The organism is Ruegeria meonggei (assembly GCF_042768335.1).
GTDB lineage: Bacteria > Pseudomonadota > Alphaproteobacteria > Rhodobacterales > Rhodobacteraceae > Ruegeria > Ruegeria meonggei.
On the sequence record NZ_JAXHBT010000001.1, the window covers coordinates 920,250 to 946,125 of the forward strand.

Consider the following 25,876-nt stretch of genomic DNA (forward strand, 5'->3'; position numbering starts at 1 on the left):
ACTTAGGGAGGAACTAATGAAAAAAGCGCTTCTACAGGCGTGCGCAGTTTGCGTTGGAGCGTCAGGAGCCTATGCAGGCGGACTTGATCGCAGCGGCCAAGGTGTAAATCTGATCTTTGAAGAAGGTTCTGTTGTTCAGTTTCGCCTTGGATACACCAACCCCGATGTGTCCGGGACACTTGGCGGAGTAAACTCGGGAAACGTTGCCAAAGACTTCTTCACCCCGCATTTGGGTTACAAAACATCACTAACCGAAAAACTGGATTTCGCGCTTATCTACGATCAGCCCTTTGGCGCTGACGTTGAATACGGCTCAAACTATCCTTTGTCGCAAAACCCGACATCACCGTTCGGAGGTCGCACTGACGTTCTGCGCGCTGAAGCCGATACAGACACCATTACCGCGTTGTTTCGGTATAAGTTCGATAATGGCTTCAGTGCCATTGGTGGTTTGCGCGCTCAGCGCCTGACTGGCAATGTGGCAGTACCAGCTGCTGCAGGATATGAGTCCGACCTCGACGCGGATATCGACTTTGGTTATGTCGTTGGTGTTGCCTGGGAAAAACCCGAGATCGCGGCCCGGGTCGCGCTGACCTACAACTCGAAGATCACGCATGACCTGTCGCAGACCGAGTCCAATAACATCGTTCCGCCCATCCCGGCAGGTGTATTTACGGCAGACACCGATTCCGAAGTTGTAACACCGCAGTCTATTAACTTGGATTTCCAAACCGGTGTGGCGCCAAAAACCTTATTGTTCGGGTCCGTACGGTGGGTGGACTGGCCGCAATCCGTGTATGCTCCACCCGTCTACACTGGCATTACCGGCAGCAATCTTTTGGACTACGATGATGCTACGTTCACATACACGCTAGGCCTGGGTTACCAATTCTCTGAAGAGTTCTCGGGCGCTGTCACGCTGGGCTATGAAACTTCAACCGGGTCAACCGTGTCAGACCTGGGGCCAACAGACGGTTTCTGGAGCGTCGGTGTCGCTGGTACATATTCGATCGAAAAAGCCAAGATTTCTGGCGGCATTCGCTATACCGACATTGGAGACGCCACCACCAACCAGGGTGCGGACTTCAGCGGTAACAGCGCCTGGAGTGTCGGCCTGCAGCTGACCTACGCGCTGAACTAACCAGAGGTCATACCTTAACAAAGAAAGCCCCGCCCTTTGTTGGCGGGGTTTTTCGTTTTGTAGTGTTCCGAGTCTAAAAAGCAGTCTGACGCTCCGATGATTTTCGTCCTCTGCCATCTGTACCCCAATTCGACCGGCAGGATGGTATTGAACTGGTCTTGCACGCATGATTGACGCCGCCCGCCGCCCGAATTAGCTAGGTCTGAAAAAGGGACAGCAGAAGATGATCTACAGCTCGGCAAAGGACTGGCGCGATGCGGCGCGAAAAAAAGTGCTGTTTTTCGGCATGTCGGGCCTTGGGAAAACCTACGTATCTAACGTTCTGCGCGACCAGGGCGACTGGTTTCATTACTCGATCGATTACCGGATCGGTACACGGTACATGGGTGAATACATCATCGACAATGCCAAGGCTGAGGCGATGAAAGTCCCTTTTCTACGCGATTTGCTGTTGTCGGATTCGATATTTCTCGGCTCCAATATCTCGTTCGAGAACCTGACTCCTGTCGCCTCGTATCTCGGCAAGCCCGGTAATCCGGCTTTGGGCGGTCTGGAAATGAACGAATATCGCCGTCGTCAGGAACAGTTCCAACAGGCGGAAATTCACGCCCTGCTAGACACAGAATACTTCATTGATCGTGCGCAGCGGCTGTACCAGTATCCGCATTTCATCTGCGACACTGGTGGGTCAATCTGCGAATGGGTTGATCCCGACGACCCAAAAGACCACGTGCTGTCCGAGCTGTCGGGACAGACACTGATGACCTGGATTCAGGGCGATGAGGATCACACGGCGGAACTGATCCGCCGCTTTGACAAAGCCCCCAAACCGATGTCGTACCAACCCGAGTTTCTGACGCGTGTATGGGCAGATTACCTCGAACAGCATGGTTGCTCGGCGAAACAAGTAGACCCGGATGCCTTCATCCGCTGGACCTATGCGCAGGCCTTGGCACACAGGCAACCGCGCTATCGGGCCATGGCAAAAAACTGGGGTGTCGCGGTCACAGCAGACGACATGAACAAGGTCCGTGATGCGAACGATTTCGATGAGTTGATCGAACGCACCCTTGAGGCCCAGCCAAACTGACCCTAGTTTCCGCACTTAAAGTGTTCTTCCAAAGGCTTGCATCTTATGCCGATCAAGATTCCCTCCGACCTTCCTGCGTTTGACGTTCTCACGAATGAGGGCGTCATGGTCATGGACGAGGATCAGGCGATGCGCCAGGACATCCGCCCGCTGCGGATCGGGTTGCTAAACCTGATGCCCAAGAAGATTCAGACCGAAAACCAGTTCGCACGTCTGATCGGCGCTACCCCGCTGCAGATCGATCTGTCGCTGATCCGCATGACCGAACATAGGACCAAGAACACCGCCGCCGCGCATATGGCTGAATTCTATCGCCCCTTCCAGGAGGTGAAGGATCAGAAGTTTGACGGCCTGATCATCACCGGCGCACCGATCGAACATTTGGAGTTCGATGACGTCACCTATTGGGATGAATTGGGTGAGGTGTTCGAATGGACCCAGACCCATGTTCATTCCACCTTCGGCGTCTGTTGGGGCGGAATGGCGATGATCAACCATTTCCATAACGTGCGTAAGCATATGCTGGACTCCAAGGCGTTTGGCTGTTTCCGCCACCAGAACCTGTCCCCGGCGTCTCCGTTCCTGCGGGGGTTCTCGGATGATTGCGTGATCCCCGTCAGCCGGTGGACCGAAATGAAACAGGATGAGATCGACAACGCTACGGGATTGACCACACTACTAGGCAGTGAGGACGTCGGACCCTGTCTGGTCGAGGATCAATCGCATCGCGCGATCTATATCTTCAACCATTTCGAATATGACAGCGATACGCTGAAGCAGGAGTATGACCGCGACGTAGCCAATGGCACACCGATCAACGTTCCGATGAACTACTATCCAGGCGACGACCCCAGTCGCCCGCCGCAGAATTGTTGGCGCAGCCATGCCCATCTGTTGTACGGCAACTGGATCAACCAGATTTATCAAACCACGCCGTTTGATATGGAAAAAATTGGCAGTTAAGGCACTCATAACCCTCGGACTGATTGTTGCGGTCCTCACGCTCGTGACCCTATGGCGCACCGTGCGAAATGAGGCCCGTGCCGAGGCCACCTATCCGCTCGAAGGCCAGATCATCGACGTGGACGGCGTCTCGGTTCATGCTGTTGTTATGGGACAGGGCCCGGATGTGGTGCTGCTGCACGGTTCCAGCGGCAATACCCGTGATATGACTTTTGCTCTGGCTCCGATTCTGGCAGAAAACTACCGAGTTATTGTCTTTGACCGGCCCGGACTGGGCTATAGCGACAGCTTTAATCCTGATGGCGAAACACTTGAGGAACAAGCAGATATTCTGCAAAAAGCCACTGCACAACTGGGCGCCGAAAAGCCCATCGTCGCTGGGCAAAGCTACGGCGGGTCCGTTTCACTTGCTTGGGCGGTGACGCGACCAGACAACCTCTCAGCCTTGGTGCTGATCGCCCCTGCGGCAATTCCTTGGGAAACGCCACTGGACGGGTTCAATAAACTGGCCTCAACTCAAGTTGGAAATGCGCTGGTGTTGCCTCTCATCACCGCCTTTGTGCCAGAATGGTATGTCGAACAAGCATTGGACAAAGTGTTTGCCCCACAAATCGCGCCCGAAGGTTATGCCGATCACTTTGGTCCCGGCTTAACCATCCGTCGCGCCTCGATGCATGCAAACGCAAAACAGCGCGCCAACCTGTTGAACGAGGTCCACGCCCTTCAGCCGCGATACGCCGAAATTGATGTCCCGACCGAGATCGTGCATGGCACCGCTGACACCACTGTGGGGCTTGGCTGGCATTCCGAGCGCCTGATCGAACAAATCCCCGGTGCCGAGCTGATCGAACTGCCGGACATCGGCCATATGCCGCAGGTCGTTGCCGCCCCCGAAGTTGCCGCCGCAATCGACCGCGCAGCGCGACGTGCAGGTTTGCGTTAAGCCCACAGCTAATCCATAGTAGGATATGGATTTTATGGCGAGGTAACCCATGGCCCGGTCTGCAAAAGGTTCCATCGAGAAGTACTTTCGCAACGACGCCCCAAAAGACGCGCGTGCGGCAATCGAAAACGCGGAAAAAGGCGCTATTCTGAACCCGACCTATCCTTATTCCGAACGCATGAAGCGCAAAGATTACGAAAAGGAAATGGACCGGCTGCAGATTGAACTGGTCAAGATGCAATCCTGGGTCCGGGCAACCGATCATCGTATCGCCCTGATCTTTGAAGGCCGGGATGCAGCCGGAAAAGGCGGCACGATCAAGCGTTTCCGCGAGAACGTGAACCCCCGTGGCGCGCGAAATGTCGCGCTCAGCAAGCCGTCGGATATGGAGCGCAGCCAGTGGTATTTTCAACGCTATATCTCGCACCTGCCCTCGGCCGGGGAAATCGTGTTCTTTGACCGCAGCTGGTACAATCGCGGCGTGGTTGAAAACGTGTTTGGTTTTTGCACAACCGAAGAACGAGAACGGTTCTTTCGTCAAGTGATGCCACTGGAAACCGGTTTGGTGAATGATGGAATTCAGTTGTTCAAGTTCTGGCTGAACGTTGGTCGGGCCGAGCAGCTGAACCGTTTCCTTGCACGCGAAACCGACCCGCTCAAGCAATGGAAGCTCAGCCCGATTGACATAGCGGGGCTAGATAAATGGGACGAATACAGCCAGTCAATTTCGGAAACTCTGACACGCAGCCATTCCGAACACAGCCCCTGGACCATCGTGCGATCAGACGACAAGAAACGCGCGCGCTTGGCAGCCATCCGCACCGTTCTGCATGCGCTGGATTATGACGAAAAAGATGAGGCCGCGATTGGCCCCAATGACCCAGACATCTGTGGCGGGCCCGAGATTTGGGACGCGTGATGCAGGTTGGACGAATGCCCCATAGCAGCTTATGTCATGGGTTTCGATGGCTTGAACAACAAAGGCACCTGAAACGGGGATGACAAAGCGCGGGTATCACCACGGGAACCTGAAACAGGCCTTGATTGAGGCGGCCCTGTCTTTGATCGAGGAAAAAGGCCCGACCGGCTTTACCTTATCCGAGGCCGCGAAGACTGCAGGCGTGACGCCTGCGGCCGTCTACCGGCATTTTCACGGGCGCGAAGACCTGATCGCCGAGGCCGCCCGCCAGGGGTTCGAGATGTTCGCTGATCTGATGCAATACGCTTATGACGAAGGCCAACCCTCGGCCCTTGCGGCGTTCGAGGCCACCGGCCGCGCCTATCTGGCCTTTGCGCGCAAGCATCCCGGTCATTACATTGCGATGTTCGAAAGCGGCATTTCTGTCAACCGTACAACAGAGCTTTCATTGGCCGCGAACCGAGCCAAGAGCATTCTTGAAAAAGCCGCCGACGATCTGTCTCAGCACATCCCGCCGGAAAAACGCCCGCCCGCGTCGATGTTCAGCGCCCATATCTGGGCGATGAGTCACGGGGTTGTTGAGCTGTATGCGCGTAACGCTGGTGCCAGCTCTCCTTTCCCGCCCGAGGATTTGCTAGAGACCGGCATCGGTATCTATCTTCGCGGTTTGGGTCTGGTACCGCAGGACGATTGACGCCGCCTTTGATCCGGTATCCACTGCGGGCTAACAACTTAGGCAGCGTCCCGAAAAACAATGATCGCTCGCTTGGATTCAATCGCTCGAAGCGCAACTTTAATGTGCTGATCCTCCATCCCATGTGCCGCCAATGCTTCGCCAAACAGGTCGGCCATCTCATCAAAATCCGCGTGTGAGATTTTCAGATGGCGATGAACCGCTTCGATACGGTCATCGGTAAATGAGGCCGGACCACCGACCAGAGAAGAGACGAACTTGGTCTGATGATCGATAAGACGCGGCATGTCGATATCTTCGAAATGGCCACCGATCTGATCGGAATCCAACGCCATCTCGTAGAAAGTCATTACAACGCGGCTGATAATTTTGAACCCGCCGTATCTATCATAAATCGACTGAACCACACCAAAGCACCTAGCTGTTGAGCACAAACAACACTGAAAGGTTATAGCAAAATGGCCGTTTTGTTAACGCTTATGGCAGCGGCCACTGTTTCCGCACCGGGACAGGCTTCACACGCTCAGGTCGTCAGCGCAGGGAATGAAACCTACAAAACCGCCCTGCTCTAAAATACGGGCTTGCCCTCCGGCGCGCCAATACAGCTTACGCCGGGCGGATTGCACTTCTCGTCTGACACGGAACCAAAGCGGGCCTTTGTCCAGCCCACTATTGGTTGTCTTGTCCTGAGAGCGTTCGCTGACCTTTACCGTTTCGACGATCTGATCCTGCTGTTTCGACCAGATCATTTGCACGCCTACTGCGGGAAAACACTGAAACATATTCCAGTCTGGCCGTGGGATTGAAACAAAATCATCCAAATGATCCGAGTACTTTGTGGACCAAGTCAGCAGCTTGCGACAGGCCTCTTGCGTCAGGATGTAGGCGGCCGCGCTGGGGGCCATTTCCAACATTGGTCGGACAGGGACATTTGCGATCTTGGCCTCAGGCCCGAACCGCAATGATCGCGGGGAAAAATCCAGTTTGACGAAATCAAACCCGGTTGCAGCGTTCAGTACAGCAGTGATGACCGCCCCGGCCTGAACGGACATTTCCACGTCATCTTCAAAGATCGCGACGGCCTTCAGGCCCTGATCCACGGTTGTTTGCCACACCGCCCGATGGCTTTCGAAACACGCGATTTCGCTGGTTTTCAGCCCCCACCGACTGCCCGAGCCGGGAACATATCCATTGCCGTCAATCGCGCCGGGGTACTGCGCATCCTTCGCGCTGAACCTCTGGGCTCCGACGAGGCCCGCATGGGCGAACTGGCTCTCCATAAAGGTCTTTCGTTCAGGCACACGATCCAGGTTGATGTAGAAGACACCCGTTCCCGATGGCAATTCGTGATGTCCCACAGCAATTCCTTTCCAGTGCTGATGCCAGATACACACCGCCACCCCGGACAATCAACCCCGGGCTGTCCGGCGAGAAGTTGAACGGTGGTCTATTCACCTGTGTGGAACGCGTCTAGGCTGTGTCAGAAGACCAGAAAACAGGAATTGCGCTATGTCATCTCATGGGTATTCAAGCGGGCGTCTGAACCTTCCTTTTGTGGGCATTTCGACATTCGGAAAATCGCCGTATGTTGAGGACTGGGACCGCATCGACGCCGACGTGGCGGTCATGGGCGCACCTTATGATTTTGGCACGCAATGGCGGTCTGGCGCCCGGTTCGGGCCGCGTGCAGTGCGCGAAGCCTCGACCCTGTTCAGCTTTGGCCATGCCGGGGCTTATGATCACGAGGATGACGCCACCTATCTGGACGCGTCGGTGCGGATGGTTGATATCGGGGATGCCGATATCATCCACACCAAAACTGATGAAAGCCACGCCAACATTCAGCTAGGTGTCGAAAAGATGCTTGAGGCGGGTGCCCTGCCCGTCACGATTGGTGGAGATCATTCCATCAACATTCCCTGCATCAACGCATTTGCGGACGAGTGTGCGCAAAACGGGCCAATCCATGTGGTTCAGATCGACGCGCATCTGGATTTTGTGGACGAACGGCACGGTGTGACCGCGGGCCACGGCAACCCGATGCGACGCGCGATTGAAAAACCCTACGTCTCGGGCATGACCCAGCTTGGCATCCGCAACGTGTCCTCAACCGCAAAGGAAGGGTATGCCGACGCGCGCGCGCGGGGCTCGGACATTCTTTCGGTACGGCAGGTACGCAAACTGGGAACCGAGGGCGTGTTGGCGCGCATACCCGAAGGCGCGCGGTACTATGTGACGATTGATATCGACGCATTCTGCCCGTCAATCGCTGCGGGCACGGGCACACCCAGCCATGGCGGGTTTCTATATTACGACGTGCTGGAGATTTTGCAGGGTCTGGCGAACCGAGGAGACGTTGTCGGAATTGACCTGGTCGAGGTCGCTCCCAATTACGACCCCACCGAAAGCACTCAGATTCTGGCCGCGCAGGTGCTGCTGAACTTCATCGGGTTTATCTTTCACGAACGGGGCAAGAAGGGCTGAGCGCCCTTCCTGCCTGTTTGATCACGCACTGATCGTGTTGTGCTCGGGTCCGTAGGGGAAGCCCGTGATGTTTTCGGCACCCTTTTCTTCGACGACCAGAATGTCATGCTCACGGTAACCACCAGCACCAGGCTGACCTTCAGGAATCCACAGCATCGGCTCGATCGACACCACCATGCCGGGTTCCAGCACCGTGTTGATATCTTCGCGCAATTCCAGCCCGGCTTCGCGGCCGTAATAGTGGCTGAGGATACCAAAGGAATGGCCATACCCGAAGGATCGGTATTGCAGCAGTCCTTCATCCGCAAAGAACCGGTTGATCTCTTCACAAATGCCGGAACAAGTGGCACCCGGTTTGATCAGGCTGAGGCCCAGTTCATGGGCGGCGACATTGGCTTTCCATATCCGCAGGCTGTCGGCGTCCGGCTCACCCAGAAACAGGGTGCGTTCCAGCGCGGTGTAATAGCCCGAGATCATCGGGAACGTGTTCAGCGACAGGATATCGCCCTTTTGCAAAGCGCGCTTGGTGACCGGGTTATGTGCGCCATCGGTGTTCAGGCCGGACTGGAACCAGACCCAGGTGTCGCGGTACTCGGCCTCTGGATAGGCGCGCGCGATTTCGGCTTCCATCGCATCGCGGCCGGCCATGGCAATCTCAATCTCGGTCGCGCCTTCGCGGATCGCGGCGTGAATGGCAGCGCCGCCCACGTCAGCCGTGTGGGCACCGCCCTTGATCAGCGCGATCTCTTCTGCGGATTTCACCATCCGAGCCGCCATCGAGTTGGGTGCGATATCGACCAGTTCCGGCCCGCCCAACATGTCAAGCGCGGTGTCACGCATCGCCAGCGTCATGTGATCGCCCTCGATCCCGATCCGTCTGGCAGAACCGATAAGGCTGGCTACGGCGCGCCAGTAGTTGTTCCGCTGCCAGTCGGTGTAAATCACGTTGTCTTCAACTGAACGCCGCCATGGCTGGCCTGCGTCGATATTGGCCGAAACGGTCGTGCAGGCGTCCTGCGTCACGACACAGCCATAGGGGCGCCCGAAAGAACAATACAAAAAGCCAGAGTAGTAGGCGATGTTCTGCATCGAAGTCATCAGAACCGCAGGAATGTCCCGCGCGGCCATTGTCGCGCGCAGGCTGGCAAGACGGCGCGCATACTCGGCCTTGCTGAATGGCAATGGCGCTTTGTCACCATTGTGGCTGATAAAGTACTCGGGGCGATTGGATAGGTCAGTCATCTTGGTCTCTCCTCAATGCCGGACAGGCAAAGCCCGGCCACTAATCCCGGCGTTCAGGACAAGCGGCCTCGGGAACCGAGAGCCATGCACCCACCTAGATATCACGACGCCATCGTGACCGGGGTGCATAATGAAATCGCTAATTCACCTTTTGAGTCGCGTCAAGCCGGGCTGAGCCCTCTCAACCGTTCAGACCGCCGCCGCAGCAGTTCAACTGTGGTCAGCAGCGCAATCGAGAACACCACAAGGATGGTCGCAACGGCCAGAATGGTTGGGCTGATCTGTTCCCGCAGGCCGGTAAACATCTGCCAAGGCAGTGTCTTCTGGCTGGCAGACCCGACGAACAGCACCACCACAACCTCATCGAATGAAGTGATGAAGGCGAACAGCCCGCCCGAAATCACACCCGGCAGGATCAACGGCATCTGAATTTTGAAAAACGTCCGCACTGGGCCCGCGCCCATATTTGCAGCCGCCCGTGTCAGCGACTGATCAAACCCGACCAACGTGGCGGTCACGGTGATGATCACAAACGGAATTCCAAGCACGGCATGGGCGAGGACAACTTTGATATAACCAACGAAGTTCTTGTCCATCCCCAGCGTCCCTTCCAGGAACCGTCCGATATCGCTGTAGAAAAAGAACATGCCAGTGGCCGAGATGATCAGAGGTACGATCATCGGAGAAATCAGGATACCCATGATTGCCCGACGACCCGGTACATGAGACTGGCTGAGGCCAATGGCCGCCAGCGTGCCCAGAGACACCGATATCACAGTTGCAATAGGCGCGATGATCAAAGAGTTCTTAAAACTGCGCTGCCATTCATTGTTGGTAAAGAAATCACGGTAATGCTTGAGCGAATACCCTTCTGGGTCTAGTCGCAGCATTTCGGGCGTGAAGGTAAAGAAGTCCTGCGCGTTGAACGACAGCGGCAAAACCACAAGGATGGGTGTGATCAGAAAGACAAAAATCGCACCACAGGTCACCCGGAACGCATAGTGCCAAAGGACCTGACGACCCGTCAGATACGGCAGCAACTTGCGGCGATAGCGGCCTTCATAAAGCCAGAAAATGAAGAAGGCGAAAAACCAACCGGCCAGCAGACCGACGATCATCGCGGTAATGCCCCCTAAAAGCAGGCCAGCTGCGCCCATACCAAGGATGGTGATCCACCGGGCAATCCGCTCATTGTCCAGAACGGTGATGTAAACCCAAGCCAGACCAGCCATGAGCACAGCGCCGATCACAACGCCCAATAAGGCACTGCCCTGCCCGGCCCCGACGAACATTCCGGCGAGCCCTCCGGCGACGGCAACAGATGGCAGAACCATCGACAGTGGTTTGCGGGATATTGGTGTAAGTGCTGCCATGTTCTTTATCCCAGCTTCACGTTATCGATGCCGACGATCTTGTCGTAGACCCAGTAGAGCAGCAGAACCACCGCCAGCAGGATCGTCCCCAGCGCAGCCGCAAGGCCCCAGTTCAGCGAGGACGAGATGTGATAGGCGATCCGGTTCGAGATGAAGACGCCCTTGGTTCCGCCCACGATCTCGGGCGTGATGTAATACCCGATGGACAGAATAAACACGAGGATCGATCCCGCGCCTATGCCCGGAATGGATTGCGGGAAATAGATCCGCCAGAAGGTCGTCCAGTTGGTCGCCCCCATCGACTTGGCCGCGCGGGTATAGGTCTCAGGTATCGTCTGCATTACCGAGTACATCGGCAAAACCATGAACGGCAGCAGAATATGCGTCATCGCGATGATCGTACCAATCTGGTTGTTGATGATCACAAGTCGGGCGTCATCCGCAACAAGCCCCAGCCAGACCAACGTTTCGTTGATCACGCCCTGTTGTTGCAACATCACCTTCCACGCCGACGTCCGCACCAGCAGAGACGTCCAGAACGGCAACAGCACAAGGATCATCAGCAGGTTGGAAACCCGCATCGGCAAGTTCGCCAGCAGATACGAGATTGGATAGGCCAGCAAGATACAGGAGCCGGTGATCACCAGCGACATGAACAACGTGCGCCCGAACAACTTGATAAGGATTTGTTTGTCCTCGGGCTGAGACTGCGCGCCCTCGGGCGTGCGGCGCATATCAACCGCATTCAGGAAGTACCCGTTGGTGATAGGAACCGCGTGTGTCTTGATGACCTTCCAGGTTTCAACATCCCCCCAGCCATCGTGAATATCGATCAGCTTTTCCTTGAACGGCGCGTCAGCTTCTACATCCAACCGTTTGATCTGACGACCAGATTTGCGGAACATCGACGACATGCCGGTCTGTTCATAGTTCAGGCGGGTGCCCAATCGGGTGTGTTGTTTCGCCTCAACGGCGGCAACCATATCCTTGGTAAAGGCGGCATACAGCGCCTCGTCCGGCAACTCGCCGCTTTCGGCATCCCAGTGCTGAAGCTCAACCACCGTCAAGGGGAGCGTTTCAGACACGATACTGTTCTCAACCGACCGGAACAGCATCGAAACGATCGGGATCACAAAGGAAAGCAGCACAAATAGTAAGAGGGGCGCGATCAGAGCCAATGCCCGGAGTTTTCGGCGACGCAACGACCGCGCCAGAGATTTCTTCAACGGCGTGCCATCTGCAGCCAGCATCGGACCTGATTGAGTAGCGTCAGTCATCTGCGTCCCTTGGTCTTAGGTGTGTCGGGGCCAAAGGCGGCCCCGACCAAGTTCATCAAAGCAGGCTTATTGTGCCAGCCACGCCTGGAACTTCGCGTCGATATCGTCGCGATAGTCCGCCCAGAACTCATAGTTATACAGGAACGTGTTCTTGGCGTTTTCCGGATCGGTCGGCATATGAGGGGCCATCTCGATCCCAAGTTCTGCGTGTTGACCCACCAGCGGGGCCGAGGACGCACGTGCCGGACCATAAGAGATCCATTTGGCCTGATCCGCCAGACGCTGAGTGTCTGTGGCGAACATGATGTAGTCTAGCGCGCGCTTCTGACGCTCCTCACTCAGACCAGCAGGGATGATCCAGCCGTCCAGATCGAACACCTGTGCGTCCCACAGCATGGCGACGGGCTGCTTCTGCTCTTCGATCACGCTGAACAGACGGCCGTTATAGGTCGAGCCCATGATGACTTCGCCATCAGCAAGCAGCTGCGGTGTATCGGCACCGGCGGACCACCAGACTACGTTGTCCTTGATGGTGCCCAGCTTGGCCAACGCCTGGTCTTGACCTTCTGGCGTCGCGAGAACGTCATAGACGTCGTCCTTTGCCACACCGTCACAGATCAGAGCCCATTCCATATTGTTGATGGGACGCTTTTCAAGCGAACGCTTACCCGGATAGGCATCGAGATCGAAGATCGAGCAAACATCTGTCGGCGCGGTGTCACCCACCAGATCGGTGCGATACCCGAATGTAGTCGAGTACACGATCTGCGGGATAAAGCACTCGCTGACCAGCAGGTCGCCGAAATCATCAGCAGCCGAAGTCCCGTCCGGGGCCGGGGCCAACATGGTATCCGGGTCGATCTCCATCGCCAGACCTTCGTCACACAGACGGATCGCGTCTGCGGCCACAACGTCCACCACATCCCAGGTGATGTTGCCAGCTTCGTTCATCGCACGCAGCTTTGCCACCGCTTCGGCCGAGCTGTCGTCGTTCAGGATGGTGACGCCGCTTTTTTCCGAATAGGGCTCGTGATAGGCCTTCAGCTGCGATTTGGAATAGGCGCCGCCCCACGACACGATGGTCATCTCTTCGGCCATCGCCCCGCCGGCAACCATCGCAATCGCGCTCGCCATAAGCGTGGTTTTGGTTACTTTCATAGTTAACTCCCTGTTATACCCGTTAATTTTATTCCCGATGACCGGATCACGGGGCAACCCGATCATCTTTTCCCACATGGCGCTAGGTCCGCGTGAGGTATTACCGAATGATCAAGCGTCCAAGGCCCGGCAATCATGAGCCAACCAGCCGATTTCGACCTCTTCGCCCGGCGACAATTTGATCGCGTCCGGGGCGTTCCGGGTCTTGATGATGAAATCATCATTGCCCGCAACCGACACGCGGAACCGGAACACATCGCCCATATAGATGAATTCTTTCACCGTCGCCTTCAGCGTATGCGCATCGGCGTGCAGGCGGTCTTTGTTGAACTCAACCCGTTCCGGGCGGATAGACACCTTGGTGCGCTCGCCTGCGTTGTGGACGTTGACAGGTTTGGCATCAATCTCGGACCCGTCATCCAGCGTTACAACGCAGGAATCGCCGTCGATGGACTTAATAACGCCTTCCAATGTGTTGTTTTCCCCAATGAATTGGGCAACAAAGCTGTTTTCGGGTTCCTCGTACAACAGGTCTGGCGGGGCCAGCTGCTGAATACGACCGTCGTCAAACACGGCGACGCGGTCCGACATGGTCAGCGCTTCGGTCTGGTCATGGGTCACGTATACGGTGGTGATCCCCAGCTCGTGCGCCAGACGGGTGATTTCGAATTGCATATGTTCGCGCAGCTGTTTGTCCAATGCGCCCAGCGGTTCGTCCATCAAGACCAGCTCGGGCTCGAACACAAGTGCACGTGCCAGAGCGATCCGCTGCTGCTGTCCACCCGACAGTTGCGCAGGCCGACGGCTGCCAAAGGCACCCATCTGAACCATATCCAGCGCGCGTTTGACCTTTTCCTCACGCTTGTCTTTGCCGATGCCTCGCACTTCCAGTGGGAACGAGAGGTTCTCGGCCACTGTCATATGCGGGAACAGGGCGTAGTTCTGGAACACCATCCCGATCCCTCGCTTATGAGGTGGGATGTTGTTGATCGGACGCCCGTCCAACATGATTTCGCCATGTGTCGCTGTTTCAAACCCGGCCAACATCATCAGACAAGTTGTCTTACCGGACCCGGACGGGCCCAGCATTGTCAGAAACTCACCTTTTGGCATTGAGAGGTTTAGATCTTTTACAACGAGTATCTCGCCATCATAAGATTTTTGGACACGCTGAAATTCGACGAACGCTGCGTCATTGGACATTTACCGACTTGGCTCCCCTGTGCGGTCCCGTGCTGCCCGGTTTATCCGGGTCTACGAGACCAATCCGCTCCATTAAAGGCCATGCGGGGCGCGACACGCAACCAAAATGTGACGCGCAGGTAACACAGACGGTTTCCTACGCGCATATCTCAGGCAGAATTCAATTCCCGCATGTGCCACGCAAGGCTTTGATTGCTTGATAAAACAGGCTTTTTTAGCCGCTCTTGAATCTCGGGGATCGCATCAAAAGTTCTTAGATTCGTGCAACTTAGAAATACAGCTTCAACCGCCGAATCAGCCCCAAGTTCCAAGGCAGCCTCAACCACGGATTGCCTGGAAATCCGGACGACCTTTGATTCTTCGGATTCGCCAAACGAACCAAAAACATCCATCGATATCCCGTTTTGAGCAAACGCCTGCCGTAACGGTTCGTTCACTTCCTCGATGTAAGGAGACAACAGGGCAAATTTTGACACGCCCTGATGGGCCGCACAGGCCGACGCCGCCCGCAGCGGATTGGTCACCACCGCCGCATCGCAGGTCTTTTGGACCATCCGCTCGACCTGCTCGGTGCCGATGACCGAGCTGGCGGATGTGCAGCCATATCCAACCACCCGGTAAGGGCGTATTTTGGGCAGCAGATCCGCCGCCGCCGGCAGCGCCTTTTCCATCTCGGCAAGGGTGTCTGTGGTAACACTTTCACCGCTGGGGATTCTGGACACATAGATCGGACAGGTCCGGTCCGCAAAGTACGCGTTGAACTCTGGTTCGATCGTCTCATCCGTTTGCAAAACAATCAGTCCCAACGGTGCGGCCGAGGGGTCATCTTTGTCCAAAGTATAGGGCAAATAGCTCATATTGCGTGCATCTCCGTACCAGTTTTAGGCAGGTATAATGGGCCTTACCTTAGGTAATGCCCTCTTAAGCGAATTCTGCCGCCAAATAAAAGGCCCGTTGTGTCTTTTCGCTGTTGGGCACGGTCATTCCGATCCCTCTGAGACGATACACAAAACCCGTGCCCCCTGCCCGATACCCAGAGCCTGACACACATCTGTGTTCATGATAGCCGCAACACCTGCCCCACCTGACGCGGTCGTGGCCATACCCGCCACAGCCATAGCCGGAAGATGCTGAATCACTTCCTGGTCGGAAAGCGTCAGGAAACTGTCGGCATCGCGCGCCAGCCCGTTCAGTGCAATCTGCGACGGCTCTTTGCAATCCAACCGCCCCATGACGCTGTCCGGCCCGTCGGCAAACACACAAACCCCCGCTTCGATACTGGCCTGCAGGGCCGGAGCCGCATCTGGTTCAACCACGATGATCTGTGGGACGTCCGACCAAACGGACCGCGCATAGGCCGCGACCGCACCGGCCAGCCCACCGACACCGGCCTGAAGCATGATATGAGTTGGCGCTTGGGGACATTGCCGCGTGGCTTCGGCCGCCATCTGCAGATAGCCCTCCATCAGCGTATGCGGCAGGTCGTAATAGCCGTCCCAGGAACTGTCGGACAGTAAGATCCAATCGTTCTCGTCTGCGGTTGCGCGCGCGCCCTCCATGCTGGCGGCATAATCCGCACCGTGACGGACAACCTGCGCCTTTTGTGCCCGCAAACGGTCGGCAAAGCTCTCGGGTACTGTCTCAGCGATATAAACCACTGCGTTCGCCCCAAAAACCCGCGCCCCTGCAGCCACGCTCATTCCGTGATTTCCTGCGCTGGCGGTGACATAAGTGCGGCCTGTCAGCGTCGCTTGGTCCGGAGTTTCAGAGGCCTCAGCTGCGTGACGTGCGATGACATAGGCCGCCCCTAACGCCTTGAACGAGCCCAAGTTCATTCGGCCGCGCTCATCCTTGACCCAAAGCGCATCGACATCCGCCAGACCGTCGATCGTGACCAAGGGCGTCTCGGCTGCCGCCGGGCATTTATTCAACAATTCGGCTACTCGGTCCGCTTTGGTGGACGGAAATGGTGCCGCTTCAATCAGCTTTTGGCCACCACGATGGGTGTTTGATGTGATTTTCAATTAGTTGTCTTTCCTGAGTTGCCCATTGACGTGACCGCATTCGTCAAGTTCTGTCAACAATACTCAGTCACCTCACGAGGCCCCGTTGCTCCAAACTGATCTCGCCTTCTACCGGAACGACTACTCCTTCAGACTGACAACAACCTCTATCTAAACTCAGCCGCGCGATACAGCGTTGGAACTGGCTGCGACTGTGTTTGGACAAGCATCTGAAAGAAGTTCGTAAGGCCATGACACTACAACGATCCATCGACATCCTCGCTGACCTGATCGGTTTTGAAACTGTCTCGGTCGATTCCAACCTTGAGATCATTAGTTACCTGACCAAACGGCTTGAGACACTGGGCGCGCGTTGCATCGAAACCCGCGATGAGACCGGCAAAAAGGCCAATGTATTTGCCACACTGGGTCCCGACATGCCCGGCGGCATTTTGTTGTCAGGACACACGGATGTGGTGCCTGTCGCCGATCAGGACTGGACCACAGACCCGTTTCAGATGGTTGAGAATGACGGAAAACTCTTTGGCCGTGGCACTTGCGATATGAAGGGGTTCATTGCCGCCACGCTGGCTTTTGCTGAGACGCTGGATGTCAGCAAACTGACCCAGCCGCTGCACTTTGCTTTCACTTATGACGAAGAAACAGGCTGCCTCGGGGGGCAGCATCTGGTGCGTGATCTGTCGGATCGAGGCATCGTGCCGGACATTGCCATCATTGGTGAGCCGACCGAGATGCGGGTGATCGAAGGGCACAAGGGCTGCTATGAATACACTACCCGGTTCGTTGGGCTGGAAGGCCACAGCTCGGCCCCTGATGATGGCGTGAACGCAGCCGAATACGCCGCGCGCTATGTCGGCAAGCTGTTAGAGCTACGCCATGCCCTGCAGGCCCGCGCGCCCAAAGGCAGCGTGTTCGAGCCGCCTTGGACCACGCTAAACATAGGTTTTTTCAACGGCGGCGTGGCGCACAATGTCATCGCCAGCAAGGCAGAGGTCGGTTGGGAGATGCGCCCGGTTCAGTCCAGCGACGCTGATTTTGTTAAAAAATCCATGTCCGATTACGTGACCCAGACCCTACTGCCCGCAATGCAGGCCGTTCATAACGACGCCGACATTATCCAAGACATCACCGCCGAAGTGGCCGGGCTTGAGCCGATGGATGACAACGCCGCCCGCGATCTAGTGGCCGAACTAACAGGCGCGAACGGCACCGGTGTCGTAGCCTTTGCGACTGAGGCTGGCCTGTTTCAGCAACTGGGCGTGCACGCGATTGTCTGCGGGCCAGGCTCAATAGCACAGGCTCATAAGGCGGATGAATTCCTTGAGATCGAGCAGTTGGACCTGTGTTGCCGGATGCTTGATCGGTTGGGGCAACGTCTGACGCGTTAGCCGGTTCCGTGGGTCCGGTCATACGCAGATCGCGCCGGTTGGATATGCGCAGCGCGTGCTTCTTGGCCGGGGTCGAATACCTCGATCAGTAACGGATAACAGGCTGCTGTGTCGGATGAATGCTCCGACGAACAGTCGCCACCGGGACAGGCCGACAAACCAACGATCAGGTCAATCTCGGCGTAGAATTCCAGATAATCGCCGGGCCTCACGGGGCTGGCCTTCATGAAGTATTGCCCGGTATCACGGGTAAAACCGGTACACATGAACACGTTCAAAACGTCGTGCACCAGCATCTCGGCCTCATGCAGCGGCAGATCGCAATGGTCGGCCAGGGCGCGGGTCAGGTTGGAATGGCAGCAATGATGGTAATCGTCACCCGACAGCAACCGGCCGGTGTAAGGATCACAGCGCGTCCCGATCACATCATGCACGGAACCGCCAAAGTCATCGAACCCGTACCAGTCCAGCGTATCCCCCACGATGGTCGCCATGGGTCGCATATTGGGAAAGCTGGACCACATGCGATCCCCGGTGGACAAGTGCGTGCCGTGCAGGGCACGTGTCTTCCCGGAATAGAACCGCTCGGTCAGGTCGTGCCTGTTCCACATATTCAAATCGCCGACCTGAGGACCATCGACGGACACAACCCTGACAAAAGCCCCAGCAGGCACATCGATACAGGCCGCATCACGCGCACCCGCAGTAACCTCGGCCGTTTTCACTGCACTCTGGCGCAACTGCCGCAAACCGGTCAGATCAGGCTGAATAAGCGTTTCGGGCGGATAGCAGATGACCGGAGTGATGGCTTTGCGATCATCAGCATCCGCCGGTGCCGTAAACTTCGGGTTTTCCAGTTTCATGCCCGTGCTCCCATCCCTGTTTGCGCACAGGCTTAGCGCATTACGAACGGGTTCGCCATCGGCTCTTGCGCGGTGCTGATCCAGGTTGTTTTGGTGCGGGTGTAATCCAGCATCGCCTCGACGCCTGCCTCGCGCCCATAGCCGGACTGATTGAACCCGCCGAACGGCGCGATCGGAGAGATTGCGCGATAGGTGTTCACCCAGCAAATCCCCGACCTGATCCGTTTTGACACCCGATGCGCGCGGGCAAGGTTCTGGGTAAAAACGCCAGAGCCCAGCCCGTAGGGCGTGCTGTTGGCCAGCGCGATGGCCTCCTCCTCGGTATCAAAGGGCAGCAGAGACATCACGGGGCCAAACATTTCGACCTTTAGCGTTTCGGTATCGGGTGCTGCACATTCAACCAGCGTGGGCTCCATATAGTTCCCCGCCCGGTCCGCAGATTTTCCCCCAAACCGGATCGCCGCACCCTGCCCTTGTGCTTTGACCAGTGTGTCCTCGATCTTGCGCACCTGTGCTGCCGTACAAAGCGGACCAACATGGGTATCTGCGTGCAGCGGGTCACCCAATCGAATGGCGCTAGCTTTCTCGGTAATCCGCGCAATCAGGGGTTCAAGAATGGACCGATGCACCAAACCGCGTGTGCCCGCCACACAGCTTTGCCCTGAGGCGCCAAAGTTCCCCGCGATCAACCCATTTGCCGCGCCATCCAGATCGGCGTCTTCGAACACCAGAATAGGGGATTTTCCGCCCAGCTCCAGTGAGGTCACTGCAAAATTCTCGGCTGAATTGCGCACCACATGGCGCGCGGTTTCTGGCCCGCCGGTAAAGGCAATGCGGTCGACATCCGGGTGCCGGGTCAGCGGAATGGCACAGTTCTGGGCGTCGCCGGTGATGACCGAGACGACCCCGGGCGGAAACCCAGCCTGTTCAATCAACCGGGCAAACGCCAGCATCGGTGCGGGTGCAATTTCTGAGGCTTTCAGTATCACTGAACACCCGGCCGCAAGCGCTGGACCCAGCTTGGTGGCCGTCAGGAACATCTGGGCATTCCATGGCACAATCGCAGCCACAACGCCGATCGGTTCACGGGTGGTAAATACGTGCATGTCGGGTTTGTCGATGGGCAGCACCGTTCCTTCGACCTTATCAGCAAGCCCGGCAAAGTAACGGTAATAGTCGGCAACATACCCTGTCTGTGCCGCTGTTTCGGCCAGCAACTTGCCGCTGTCTGTTGTCTCCAACTCACCCAGATGGTCCGCGTGTTCCGCCACCAGATCCGCCAGGCGATACAGCAGCTTTCCACGCGCCGTCTGGGTCATGTCACGCCACGCCGGATCATCCAAAACCCGTTTGGCAGCAGCAACGGCCCGGTCAACATCTGCGGCGGACGCGCAGGCGAAGCTGGCCCAGCCCTGTCCGGTCGCCGGGTTTTCGGACGTCATAACCTGCGCGTCCGAGCCCTCGGTCCACGTGCCATCAATGAACAGTTGATAATGTGGAAGATTTCCCATGGTGGTCCTCACTGAAATGCCGGCATAACGTCGTCGATAAATCGCGCCAGAGAGGCACGTTTGCGGTCATTGGTCATGCCGCTATCGACCCAGAATGAAAACTCGTCATAGCCCAGATCCTCATAGCGTTTGATCCTGTCGATCACCTGCTGCGCTGTGCCAACCGTCAGATCCTGGCCAAGTTTTTCGTGGGTAAACATCGGATTGGCATCCATTTCGGCCTCGGTGATCGGTTCGATCAGCCCCTGCTGGACCGGGCGTTTGTTCATGAACCAGGCTCCGAAGTAATTGTAGTACCGCCGCAGATCTTCGACACCCCGCGCCACATCCTCATCGTCTTTTCCGACGTAAGAGTGGTGCAACAACATTACCTTCGGGCGCGGCCCGGCATAGCTGTCGCAGGCATCATTGAACCGCGTGATCAGCGTCTCGATCTCCTCCATTCCCTGCCACAAAGGTGTAACCTGAATATTGAACCCGTTATGGACGCCGAATTCGTGGCTGTTGGGATCACGCGCCGCGATCCAGATCGGAGGGCCTCCATCCTGCAACGGTTTTGGCGCCGAGGTCGTGGCCGGAAAGGAATAGAACTCGCCTTCATGGGCGCAGTCCCCTTGCCATATCTTAGGCAACAGCGGCGTGGATTCTCGCATTTTCTGCCCGGCTTCCCAGGCGTCCATGCCCGGGGCCAGACGTTCGTATTCAAAGGAATACGCCCCGCGCGCGATACCCAGTTCGATGCGACCTTTGGTGATCTGATCCGCAGCAGCGGCTTCACCCGCCAATTTGATGGGATGCCAGAACGGGGCCACCACAGTGCCGGTGCCTAACCGCACATTACGTGTGTGATGGGCCAGATCAACCAGCGACAGGAACGGGTTGGGCGCGATGGTGAATTCCATCCCGTGATGCTCCCCCGTCCAGACCGCGCGCATCCCGCCCTCGTCAGCCATTTTCACCAGACTGACGAATTCGTCGTACAGAACGTCATGGGGCTGTTCCGGGGTCAGACGCTCCATATGGGCAAATAATGAAAACTCCATCAGACGGCTCCTTCAACGAAAACTGTGGATTTCACCCTGCTTTGCATCCCCCAGATACAGGGCGAAATCGCCTGTCTGGGCCTCGCGCGCAAAGCGGGTCATCATGTGGTGAATGCCTTGGTTGGCGTAACTCAGGTTGGGCAGATCATCGATCGGGACCCACGCCGCGTGCTCAGGCGGATCAACCTGATCCGCAGATGCCAAAAAGAACGTATAGTGCAGCTTGGAGTCAGCGTCATTGAAGGCCGAATAGACCTGATTGATCTGTGCCGAGATTCCGCGTTCAGACAGCCCCATCGCCAACCGGTTACGCTGTCCGCCCGGCTCCGCACCGGCGATCTGGATTGGTGAATACACGCCTTTTTCGTTGTCCAACAACACTCTGCCACCCGCCTCGATTATGGCACCGCAAACTGTTGGAACTGTCGCGTCAATCTCACGCTCAAGGCCCAGGCTGAAATACGACCCCCCGACATATCCAAGACCGTCGCCCGGGTTGTGCGTGAACTCTACTACCTTGCCGATAAGGACTGTGTGGTCCCCCGCTGGAACGGCCTGAACCGTTTCACAGCAGAACTGTGCCACTGCGTCATTGATCAGCGGCAGATCATTGGCGCCGCTGCGATGGGCAACCTTGGAAAAGCGGTCGCCTTTGAACCCCGCGAACGTGTTCGAAACGTCCTGCTGCCCTTCGGCCAGAATGTTGACCGCAAAGTGACTGCACCCCGCGAACAGTTCATAGCTGGACAGAAACTTGCCCGGACACACCAGCAACAGAGGCGGATCAAGCGATACAGACGAAAAAGAGTTGGCCGTAAATCCAACCGGAGCGCCCGACCGATCCCGTGTGGTCACGACGGTCACACCCGTCATAAAGCTGCCAAAGGCGTCGCGCAGGGCGCGCGGGTCCAGAACCGTCATGAAAAACACTCCTGAAGAAAAGCCAGCAGGATGGCATTGACCTCGGCCGCATGGGTCATGGGCATCATATGGGCGGCATTTGATAGAACCTCGGCCCGTCCCCGAGGTGCCAGTTCCGCCATCGCACGCGACATTTGCGGGGTTGAGTTCGGCTCATCAGCGCCAGTCATGAACAACGCCGGACATGCAATCCCGGACAGTTGCGCTGCGGTTGGTCCGTCGCTTTCGGCAAAGGCGGTATAGGCGGCCTTGTATGCGCGCGGGTCGACATCCCTAAGCCACTGCTCACAAGCATCCCGCTCTGCCGACACTTTCCCACCGAACCAGCGGTGAAGCGTGACCGACGGGTCATTCACATTCACGCCGTCCAACGCACGCGCGCGGGCCAGGATGGCATCCTGCGCTTGTGCAGAGCGTTGAAAAATAGCGTTCAATCCCACCACACCCCTGATCTGAGACTGACCTGTCGCGGCAATCCGCGTCGCCAGCACAGCGCCCATCGAATGGCCGATTAGAACAGCGGGTTCCTGCAAAAGATCCGCGATGGGCGCGGCGTAGCTGTCCAACCCATCCGGATCAACAAACACAGTTTCGCCGTGCCCGACCATATCGGGGCACAGAACGCGATAGCCAGCCGACACCAGAGGTCCAATCTGCCCACCCCAAGCCTCGGCCCTCAGGCCGACGCCGTGCAACAGCACAACCAGCGGCCCTGCGCCCTCGTCTATTGCGGCCAGCCCGCCAAACTCAGACCGAGGCCGGGTTTTCCACGTCATGACCCAGATCCTTCAAATCCTGATAGCGATCACCAATTCGATGATGCGGTCGACCCGACGTAGCACCGCCAAGCACCACAACGACCTCATCAGCACGCGGTGCATCGGGGATGGCAAATTGCAGCGTCAGGTAATGCGACCGCCGCCCTGCATCGTTCTTGTCCATCAACGGCACCATGATCGGAGCGTTCGCCGCGCCTCGTGTGTTAGTGAACGACAGGTACGATTTTGCGCCAACAGCCTGACGGAAGATATTGCCGAAATGCAGCGTGTGGATCAGGCCTGAGGCATGCTCTACTTCACCATCCAACCCTACAACAGCAGCTTTGCCATAGGCCTCGATGGCATCTCCGCTTCCGGCCAGCGCAATCATCCGGTTGGTCAGAATCTCTCCCAGGACGGGGCCATAGGCCAATATCTCGGGCCGCAGGTCTTCGACATACCGTCCGGCCCAGGGATTTGACACCACTGCGGCCACTGCAAACATCCGCCACGGGCGGTCTGCTTTGCGAAACCCTTCGACAAGAACTTCCTCGTCAAAAGTCACGATTTTTCGGATATTCGGTTCCAAAACCTTCCCCCACCTTTGGTCTGACGACTATCTCTGGCGGCGCCACACTTTGACAAACGAAAGAAGTTTGGTCTTAGGTATTAGTGACTCTTATATGTAGGTTACCGATGTCGAAATCCTTACCTCCGCTCACCTGGTTCCGGTCCTTCGAAGCAGCCGCCCGCAGGCTTAGTTCAACCGCTGCGGCAGAAGAGATCGGGCTGACTCAATCTGCCGTCAGCCAGCAGATCAGATCACTGGAGACGCGGCTGGGTGTAATGCTGTTTCATCGCCACGCACGTGGGCTGTCGCTGACCGACGAGGGGCGCAAACTGTTGCCCCAGATCGAGACCGCACTGGAAATGTTGCAAACGGCTGCCTTGCCCTATTTGACCGAGGACCGCGCGCGCCACATTACCGTCGCGGCCTCGGTCAGCGTGTTGGAATGGGTGATTTCCCCCGCTTTGCCTCGGTTTCAGGCGGAACATCCTGACACGTCAATTCGCTTTGTCAGCACGATCTGGCCCGATGAATACGCAGCCTCGCGTGCGGATGTCGAAATTCGCTTTGGGTCTGAAAAGCAAGTGGGAAAGGATGCTACGCCTTTGCGGCCGAACAGACTGATTGCGTTAAAATCCCCTGCTCTGAAAGGTGACATGCGAGATCTGCCTCTAATCGAATCCGTAGGCACGTCGGACAATTGGGTGACATGGGCCGATGCGACCGGGCATACTGTCCATACGCCGTCATTTTATGTGGATTCCTACGGGCTGGCATTACAACTGGCGACAACTGGGAATGGCGTGGCTCTGGTGAATGCTCTGGTTGCGGAACACGCCCTGCAGTCCGGGCAGGTCGTACAGGCGACAGATGCCTCTGCCCCGGCCAGCGAAGGGTATTTTCTGGCGGTTCAACGCAACTCGACTGAGGTCACAGCTTTTGTCGAGTGGTTTTTCGAAACGCTCGAAGCTTGAGGTCTGATTCAGACGTATTGATGTCGCATCTGAGGATATCATGACCTCGGTTTTTAGTGAATTCTGGAAAAAAAGGTCCGATTCATGCGATATTCAGGATTCCGAGTCATCAAAGAGGCGCTTACCGGCCACAAAGGGTGGACACCGGCCTGGCGCGATCCAGAACCCAAAGCGCAGTATGACATCGTGGTTATCGGTGGCGGCGGCCACGGGTTGGCCACGGCTCATTACCTTGCCAAAGTTTACGGTCAGCGCAAAGTAGCGGTGATCGAAAAGGGCTGGATCGGCGGTGGCAATGTCGGGCGGAACACGACCATCATCCGCTCGAACTATCTGCTGGACGGGAATGAGCCGTTTTATGAGTTTTCCCTGAAACTATGGGAAGGGCTTGAGCAGGACGTGAACTATAACGCCATGGTCAGCCAGCGCGGGATCATCAACCTGATCCATTCCGACGCGCAACGCGATGCGTTTACGCGGCGAGGCAATGCGATGATCCTGAACGGGGCCGATGCGGAGTTGCTGGACGCCGATCAGGTGCGCAAGGAATACCCCTATCTGAACTTCAACGACGCGCGCTTTCCAATCAAAGGCGGGCTGGCGCAGCGGCGCGGAGGAACAGTGCGCCACGACGCGGTGGCCTGGGGCTATGCGCGGTCGGCCGACAGTCATGGCGTCGACATCATCCAGAATTGCGAGGTCACCGGGTTTCGGATCGAGAATGGCAAATGTCTGGGGGTCGAGACCTCAAAAGGGTTCATCGGAGCGGGCAAAGTCGGATGTGCCGTTGCGGGGAATTCGGGCCGTGTGATGGGGATGGCTGGAATGCGACTGCCGATCGAAAGCCACGTGCTGCAAGCTTTTGTGTCGGAAGGTCTCAAGCCCTTGTTGCCTGGGGTCATCACCTTTGGTGCGGGCCATTTCTATGTCAGCCAGTCGGACAAGGGCGGGTTGGTTTTTGGCGGCGATCTGGACGGGTACAATTCCTATGCGCAACGCGGCAATCTGCCAGTGGTCGAGGATGTCTGCGAGGGCGGCATGGCCCTGATGCCGATGATTGGCCGGGCACGACTGTTGCGCATGTGGGGCGGCATCATGGATATGTCGATGGACGGCTCGCCGATTATCGACCGTACACCGGTCGAGGGGCTCTATTTCAACGGCGGTTGGTGCTATGGCGGGTTTAAGGCCACGCCGGCCTCGGGCTATTGCTTTGCCCATTTGCTGGCTCGCAACGAACCCCATCCGACTGCTACCGCCTATCGGTTTGACCGGTTCCGCACGGGCCGGATGATCGACGAAAAGGGCGTGGGCAACCAGCCCAACCTGCACTGAGGGG

The 25,876-nt window shown here is 57.0% G+C and carries 25 protein-coding genes; 10 read left to right on the forward strand and 15 right to left on the reverse strand.

Features of this window, described 5'->3' with window-relative positions; translation table 11 throughout:
- Window positions 1–16: 16 nt before the first annotated feature.
- The 6 genes from SJY13_RS04635 (at window position 17) to SJY13_RS04660 (ending at window position 5,750) form a co-directional block, all read left to right on the forward strand.
- On the forward strand, window positions 17–1,141 hold the full coding sequence (locus SJY13_RS04635) for an OmpP1/FadL family transporter (protein WP_377188240.1): 1,125 nt from the start codon (window positions 17–19) through the stop codon (window positions 1,139–1,141).
- A 223-nt stretch (window positions 1,142–1,364) separates the two neighbouring features.
- Complete coding sequence (locus tag SJY13_RS04640; protein WP_377188243.1) at window positions 1,365–2,231, forward strand: ATPase; 867 nt, start codon at window positions 1,365–1,367, stop codon at window positions 2,229–2,231.
- A 45-nt stretch (window positions 2,232–2,276) separates the two neighbouring features.
- Window positions 2,277–3,194: a homoserine O-acetyltransferase MetA gene (metA, locus tag SJY13_RS04645; RefSeq protein WP_377188246.1), complete on the forward strand. Its 918-nt coding sequence runs from the start codon at window positions 2,277–2,279 to the stop codon at window positions 3,192–3,194.
- A 43-nt stretch (window positions 3,195–3,237) separates the two neighbouring features.
- Window positions 3,238–4,137 (forward strand): alpha/beta fold hydrolase, encoded by a 900-nt coding sequence (locus SJY13_RS04650; protein WP_377188249.1) that lies wholly within the window; start codon window positions 3,238–3,240, stop codon window positions 4,135–4,137.
- Window positions 4,138–4,186: 49 nt separating this feature from the next.
- Complete coding sequence (gene ppk2, locus SJY13_RS04655) at window positions 4,187–5,056, forward strand: polyphosphate kinase 2 (RefSeq protein WP_377188252.1); 870 nt, start codon at window positions 4,187–4,189, stop codon at window positions 5,054–5,056.
- A gap of 79 nt (window positions 5,057–5,135) precedes the next feature.
- On the forward strand, window positions 5,136–5,750 hold the full coding sequence (locus SJY13_RS04660; RefSeq protein WP_085823964.1) for a TetR/AcrR family transcriptional regulator: 615 nt from the start codon (window positions 5,136–5,138) through the stop codon (window positions 5,748–5,750).
- A gap of 38 nt (window positions 5,751–5,788) precedes the next feature.
- Here SJY13_RS04660 and SJY13_RS04665 read toward each other — a convergent pair whose 3' ends face one another.
- Both SJY13_RS04665 and SJY13_RS04670 read right to left on the reverse strand, forming a co-directional pair.
- The gene (locus SJY13_RS04665) at window positions 5,789–6,157 is read right to left on the reverse strand and encodes a group I truncated hemoglobin (protein ID WP_377188256.1); all 369 of its coding nucleotides are present in this window, start codon (window positions 6,155–6,157) and stop codon (window positions 5,789–5,791) included.
- A 108-nt stretch (window positions 6,158–6,265) separates the two neighbouring features.
- Window positions 6,266–7,108 carry a glycosyltransferase family 25 protein gene (locus SJY13_RS04670; RefSeq protein WP_377188259.1) on the reverse strand — a complete coding sequence of 281 codons (843 nt, stop codon included), beginning with the start codon at window positions 7,106–7,108 and terminating at the stop codon, window positions 6,266–6,268.
- A 151-nt stretch (window positions 7,109–7,259) separates the two neighbouring features.
- Here SJY13_RS04670 and speB point away from each other — a divergent pair, with 151 nt between their 5' ends.
- Window positions 7,260–8,234: an agmatinase gene (speB, locus tag SJY13_RS04675; RefSeq protein ID WP_377188262.1), complete on the forward strand. Its 975-nt coding sequence runs from the start codon at window positions 7,260–7,262 to the stop codon at window positions 8,232–8,234.
- 21 nt (window positions 8,235–8,255) lie between these two features.
- Here speB and SJY13_RS04680 read toward each other — a convergent pair whose 3' ends face one another.
- The 7 genes from SJY13_RS04680 to SJY13_RS04710 form a co-directional block, all read right to left on the reverse strand.
- The gene (locus SJY13_RS04680; RefSeq protein ID WP_377188265.1) at window positions 8,256–9,476 is read right to left on the reverse strand and encodes an aminopeptidase P family protein; all 1,221 of its coding nucleotides are present in this window, start codon (window positions 9,474–9,476) and stop codon (window positions 8,256–8,258) included.
- 161 nt (window positions 9,477–9,637) lie between these two features.
- A complete protein-coding gene (locus SJY13_RS04685) occupies window positions 9,638–10,849 on the reverse strand; it encodes an ABC transporter permease (protein WP_377188268.1) in 1,212 nt (403 codons plus the stop codon).
- 5 nt (window positions 10,850–10,854) lie between these two features.
- Entirely contained in the window at window positions 10,855–12,126 is a 1,272-nt protein-coding gene (locus tag SJY13_RS04690) for an ABC transporter permease (protein WP_377188271.1), read from the reverse strand.
- A 66-nt stretch (window positions 12,127–12,192) separates the two neighbouring features.
- The gene (locus SJY13_RS04695) at window positions 12,193–13,284 is read right to left on the reverse strand and encodes an extracellular solute-binding protein (RefSeq protein ID WP_085824039.1); all 1,092 of its coding nucleotides are present in this window, start codon (window positions 13,282–13,284) and stop codon (window positions 12,193–12,195) included.
- 111 nt (window positions 13,285–13,395) lie between these two features.
- Entirely contained in the window at window positions 13,396–14,487 is a 1,092-nt protein-coding gene (locus SJY13_RS04700; protein ID WP_085823971.1) for an ABC transporter ATP-binding protein, read from the reverse strand.
- Between the two features lie 149 nt (window positions 14,488–14,636).
- On the reverse strand, window positions 14,637–15,344 hold the full coding sequence (locus SJY13_RS04705; RefSeq protein WP_377188276.1) for a maleate cis-trans isomerase family protein: 708 nt from the start codon (window positions 15,342–15,344) through the stop codon (window positions 14,637–14,639).
- 123 nt (window positions 15,345–15,467) lie between these two features.
- Complete coding sequence (locus tag SJY13_RS04710; protein WP_377188279.1) at window positions 15,468–16,511, reverse strand: pyridoxal-phosphate dependent enzyme; 1,044 nt, start codon at window positions 16,509–16,511, stop codon at window positions 15,468–15,470.
- Between the two features lie 230 nt (window positions 16,512–16,741).
- Between SJY13_RS04710 and argE the strand changes: the two genes are divergently transcribed.
- Window positions 16,742–17,899 (forward strand): acetylornithine deacetylase, encoded by a 1,158-nt coding sequence (gene argE / locus SJY13_RS04715; protein WP_377188282.1) that lies wholly within the window; start codon window positions 16,742–16,744, stop codon window positions 17,897–17,899.
- Here argE and SJY13_RS04720 read toward each other — a convergent pair.
- Genes SJY13_RS04720 through SJY13_RS04745 form a run of 6 tightly spaced genes read right to left on the reverse strand, consistent with a single transcriptional unit; the run spans window position 17,896 to window position 23,584 of the window.
- Window positions 17,896–18,762, reverse strand: coding sequence for an urea carboxylase-associated family protein (locus SJY13_RS04720; RefSeq protein ID WP_377188285.1), 867 nt, complete (start codon window positions 18,760–18,762; stop codon window positions 17,896–17,898). The genes argE and SJY13_RS04720 overlap by 4 nt on opposite strands.
- A gap of 32 nt (window positions 18,763–18,794) precedes the next feature.
- On the reverse strand, window positions 18,795–20,273 hold the full coding sequence (locus SJY13_RS04725) for an aldehyde dehydrogenase (protein ID WP_377188288.1): 1,479 nt from the start codon (window positions 20,271–20,273) through the stop codon (window positions 18,795–18,797).
- 8 nt (window positions 20,274–20,281) lie between these two features.
- A complete protein-coding gene (locus tag SJY13_RS04730) occupies window positions 20,282–21,316 on the reverse strand; it encodes an LLM class flavin-dependent oxidoreductase (protein WP_377188291.1) in 1,035 nt (344 codons plus the stop codon).
- A 12-nt stretch (window positions 21,317–21,328) separates the two neighbouring features.
- Window positions 21,329–22,237 carry a flavin reductase family protein gene (locus tag SJY13_RS04735; protein WP_377188294.1) on the reverse strand — a complete coding sequence of 303 codons (909 nt, stop codon included), beginning with the start codon at window positions 22,235–22,237 and terminating at the stop codon, window positions 21,329–21,331.
- A complete protein-coding gene (locus SJY13_RS04740; RefSeq protein ID WP_377188297.1) occupies window positions 22,234–23,013 on the reverse strand; it encodes an alpha/beta fold hydrolase in 780 nt (259 codons plus the stop codon). Before SJY13_RS04740 ends, SJY13_RS04735 begins: the two co-directional genes overlap by 4 nt.
- Entirely contained in the window at window positions 22,985–23,584 is a 600-nt protein-coding gene (locus SJY13_RS04745) for an amino acid synthesis family protein (RefSeq protein WP_085823979.1), read from the reverse strand. Before SJY13_RS04745 ends, SJY13_RS04740 begins: the two co-directional genes overlap by 29 nt.
- A 107-nt stretch (window positions 23,585–23,691) precedes the next feature.
- Between SJY13_RS04745 and SJY13_RS04750 the strand changes: the two genes are divergently transcribed.
- Both SJY13_RS04750 and SJY13_RS04755 read left to right on the forward strand, forming a co-directional pair.
- The gene (locus SJY13_RS04750; protein WP_377188301.1) at window positions 23,692–24,537 is read left to right on the forward strand and encodes a LysR family transcriptional regulator; all 846 of its coding nucleotides are present in this window, start codon (window positions 23,692–23,694) and stop codon (window positions 24,535–24,537) included.
- Between the two features lie 84 nt (window positions 24,538–24,621).
- Complete coding sequence (locus SJY13_RS04755) at window positions 24,622–25,872, forward strand: sarcosine oxidase subunit beta family protein (RefSeq protein WP_377188304.1); 1,251 nt, start codon at window positions 24,622–24,624, stop codon at window positions 25,870–25,872.
- Window positions 25,873–25,876 lie beyond the last annotated feature (4 nt).

Coding starts and splice junctions, on each gene's coding strand:
- SJY13_RS04635 (WP_377188240.1), top strand. CDS start 17: ATGAAAAAAGCGCTTCTACAGGCGTGCGCAGTTTGCGTTGGAGCGTCA.
- SJY13_RS04640 (WP_377188243.1), top strand. CDS start 1,365: ATGATCTACAGCTCGGCAAAGGACTGGCGCGATGCGGCGCGAAAAAAA.
- metA (WP_377188246.1), top strand. CDS start 2,277: ATGCCGATCAAGATTCCCTCCGACCTTCCTGCGTTTGACGTTCTCACG.
- ppk2 (WP_377188252.1), top strand. CDS start 4,187: ATGGCCCGGTCTGCAAAAGGTTCCATCGAGAAGTACTTTCGCAACGAC.
- SJY13_RS04660 (WP_085823964.1), top strand. CDS start 5,136: ATGACAAAGCGCGGGTATCACCACGGGAACCTGAAACAGGCCTTGATT.
- speB (WP_377188262.1), top strand. CDS start 7,260: ATGTCATCTCATGGGTATTCAAGCGGGCGTCTGAACCTTCCTTTTGTG.
- SJY13_RS04680 (WP_377188265.1), bottom strand. CDS start 9,476: ATGACTGACCTATCCAATCGCCCCGAGTACTTTATCAGCCACAATGGT.
- SJY13_RS04685 (WP_377188268.1), bottom strand. CDS start 10,849: ATGGCAGCACTTACACCAATATCCCGCAAACCACTGTCGATGGTTCTG.
- SJY13_RS04690 (WP_377188271.1), bottom strand. CDS start 12,126: ATGACTGACGCTACTCAATCAGGTCCGATGCTGGCTGCAGATGGCACG.
- SJY13_RS04695 (WP_085824039.1), bottom strand. CDS start 13,284: ATGAAAGTAACCAAAACCACGCTTATGGCGAGCGCGATTGCGATGGTT.
- SJY13_RS04700 (WP_085823971.1), bottom strand. CDS start 14,487: ATGTCCAATGACGCAGCGTTCGTCGAATTTCAGCGTGTCCAAAAATCT.
- SJY13_RS04705 (WP_377188276.1), bottom strand. CDS start 15,344: ATGAGCTATTTGCCCTATACTTTGGACAAAGATGACCCCTCGGCCGCA.
- argE (WP_377188282.1), top strand. CDS start 16,742: ATGACACTACAACGATCCATCGACATCCTCGCTGACCTGATCGGTTTT.
- SJY13_RS04720 (WP_377188285.1), bottom strand. CDS start 18,762: ATGAAACTGGAAAACCCGAAGTTTACGGCACCGGCGGATGCTGATGAT.
- SJY13_RS04725 (WP_377188288.1), bottom strand. CDS start 20,273: ATGGGAAATCTTCCACATTATCAACTGTTCATTGATGGCACGTGGACC.
- SJY13_RS04730 (WP_377188291.1), bottom strand. CDS start 21,316: ATGGAGTTTTCATTATTTGCCCATATGGAGCGTCTGACCCCGGAACAG.
- SJY13_RS04735 (WP_377188294.1), bottom strand. CDS start 22,237: ATGACGGTTCTGGACCCGCGCGCCCTGCGCGACGCCTTTGGCAGCTTT.
- SJY13_RS04740 (WP_377188297.1), bottom strand. CDS start 23,013: ATGACGTGGAAAACCCGGCCTCGGTCTGAGTTTGGCGGGCTGGCCGCA.
- SJY13_RS04750 (WP_377188301.1), top strand. CDS start 23,692: ATGTCGAAATCCTTACCTCCGCTCACCTGGTTCCGGTCCTTCGAAGCA.
- SJY13_RS04755 (WP_377188304.1), top strand. CDS start 24,622: ATGCGATATTCAGGATTCCGAGTCATCAAAGAGGCGCTTACCGGCCAC.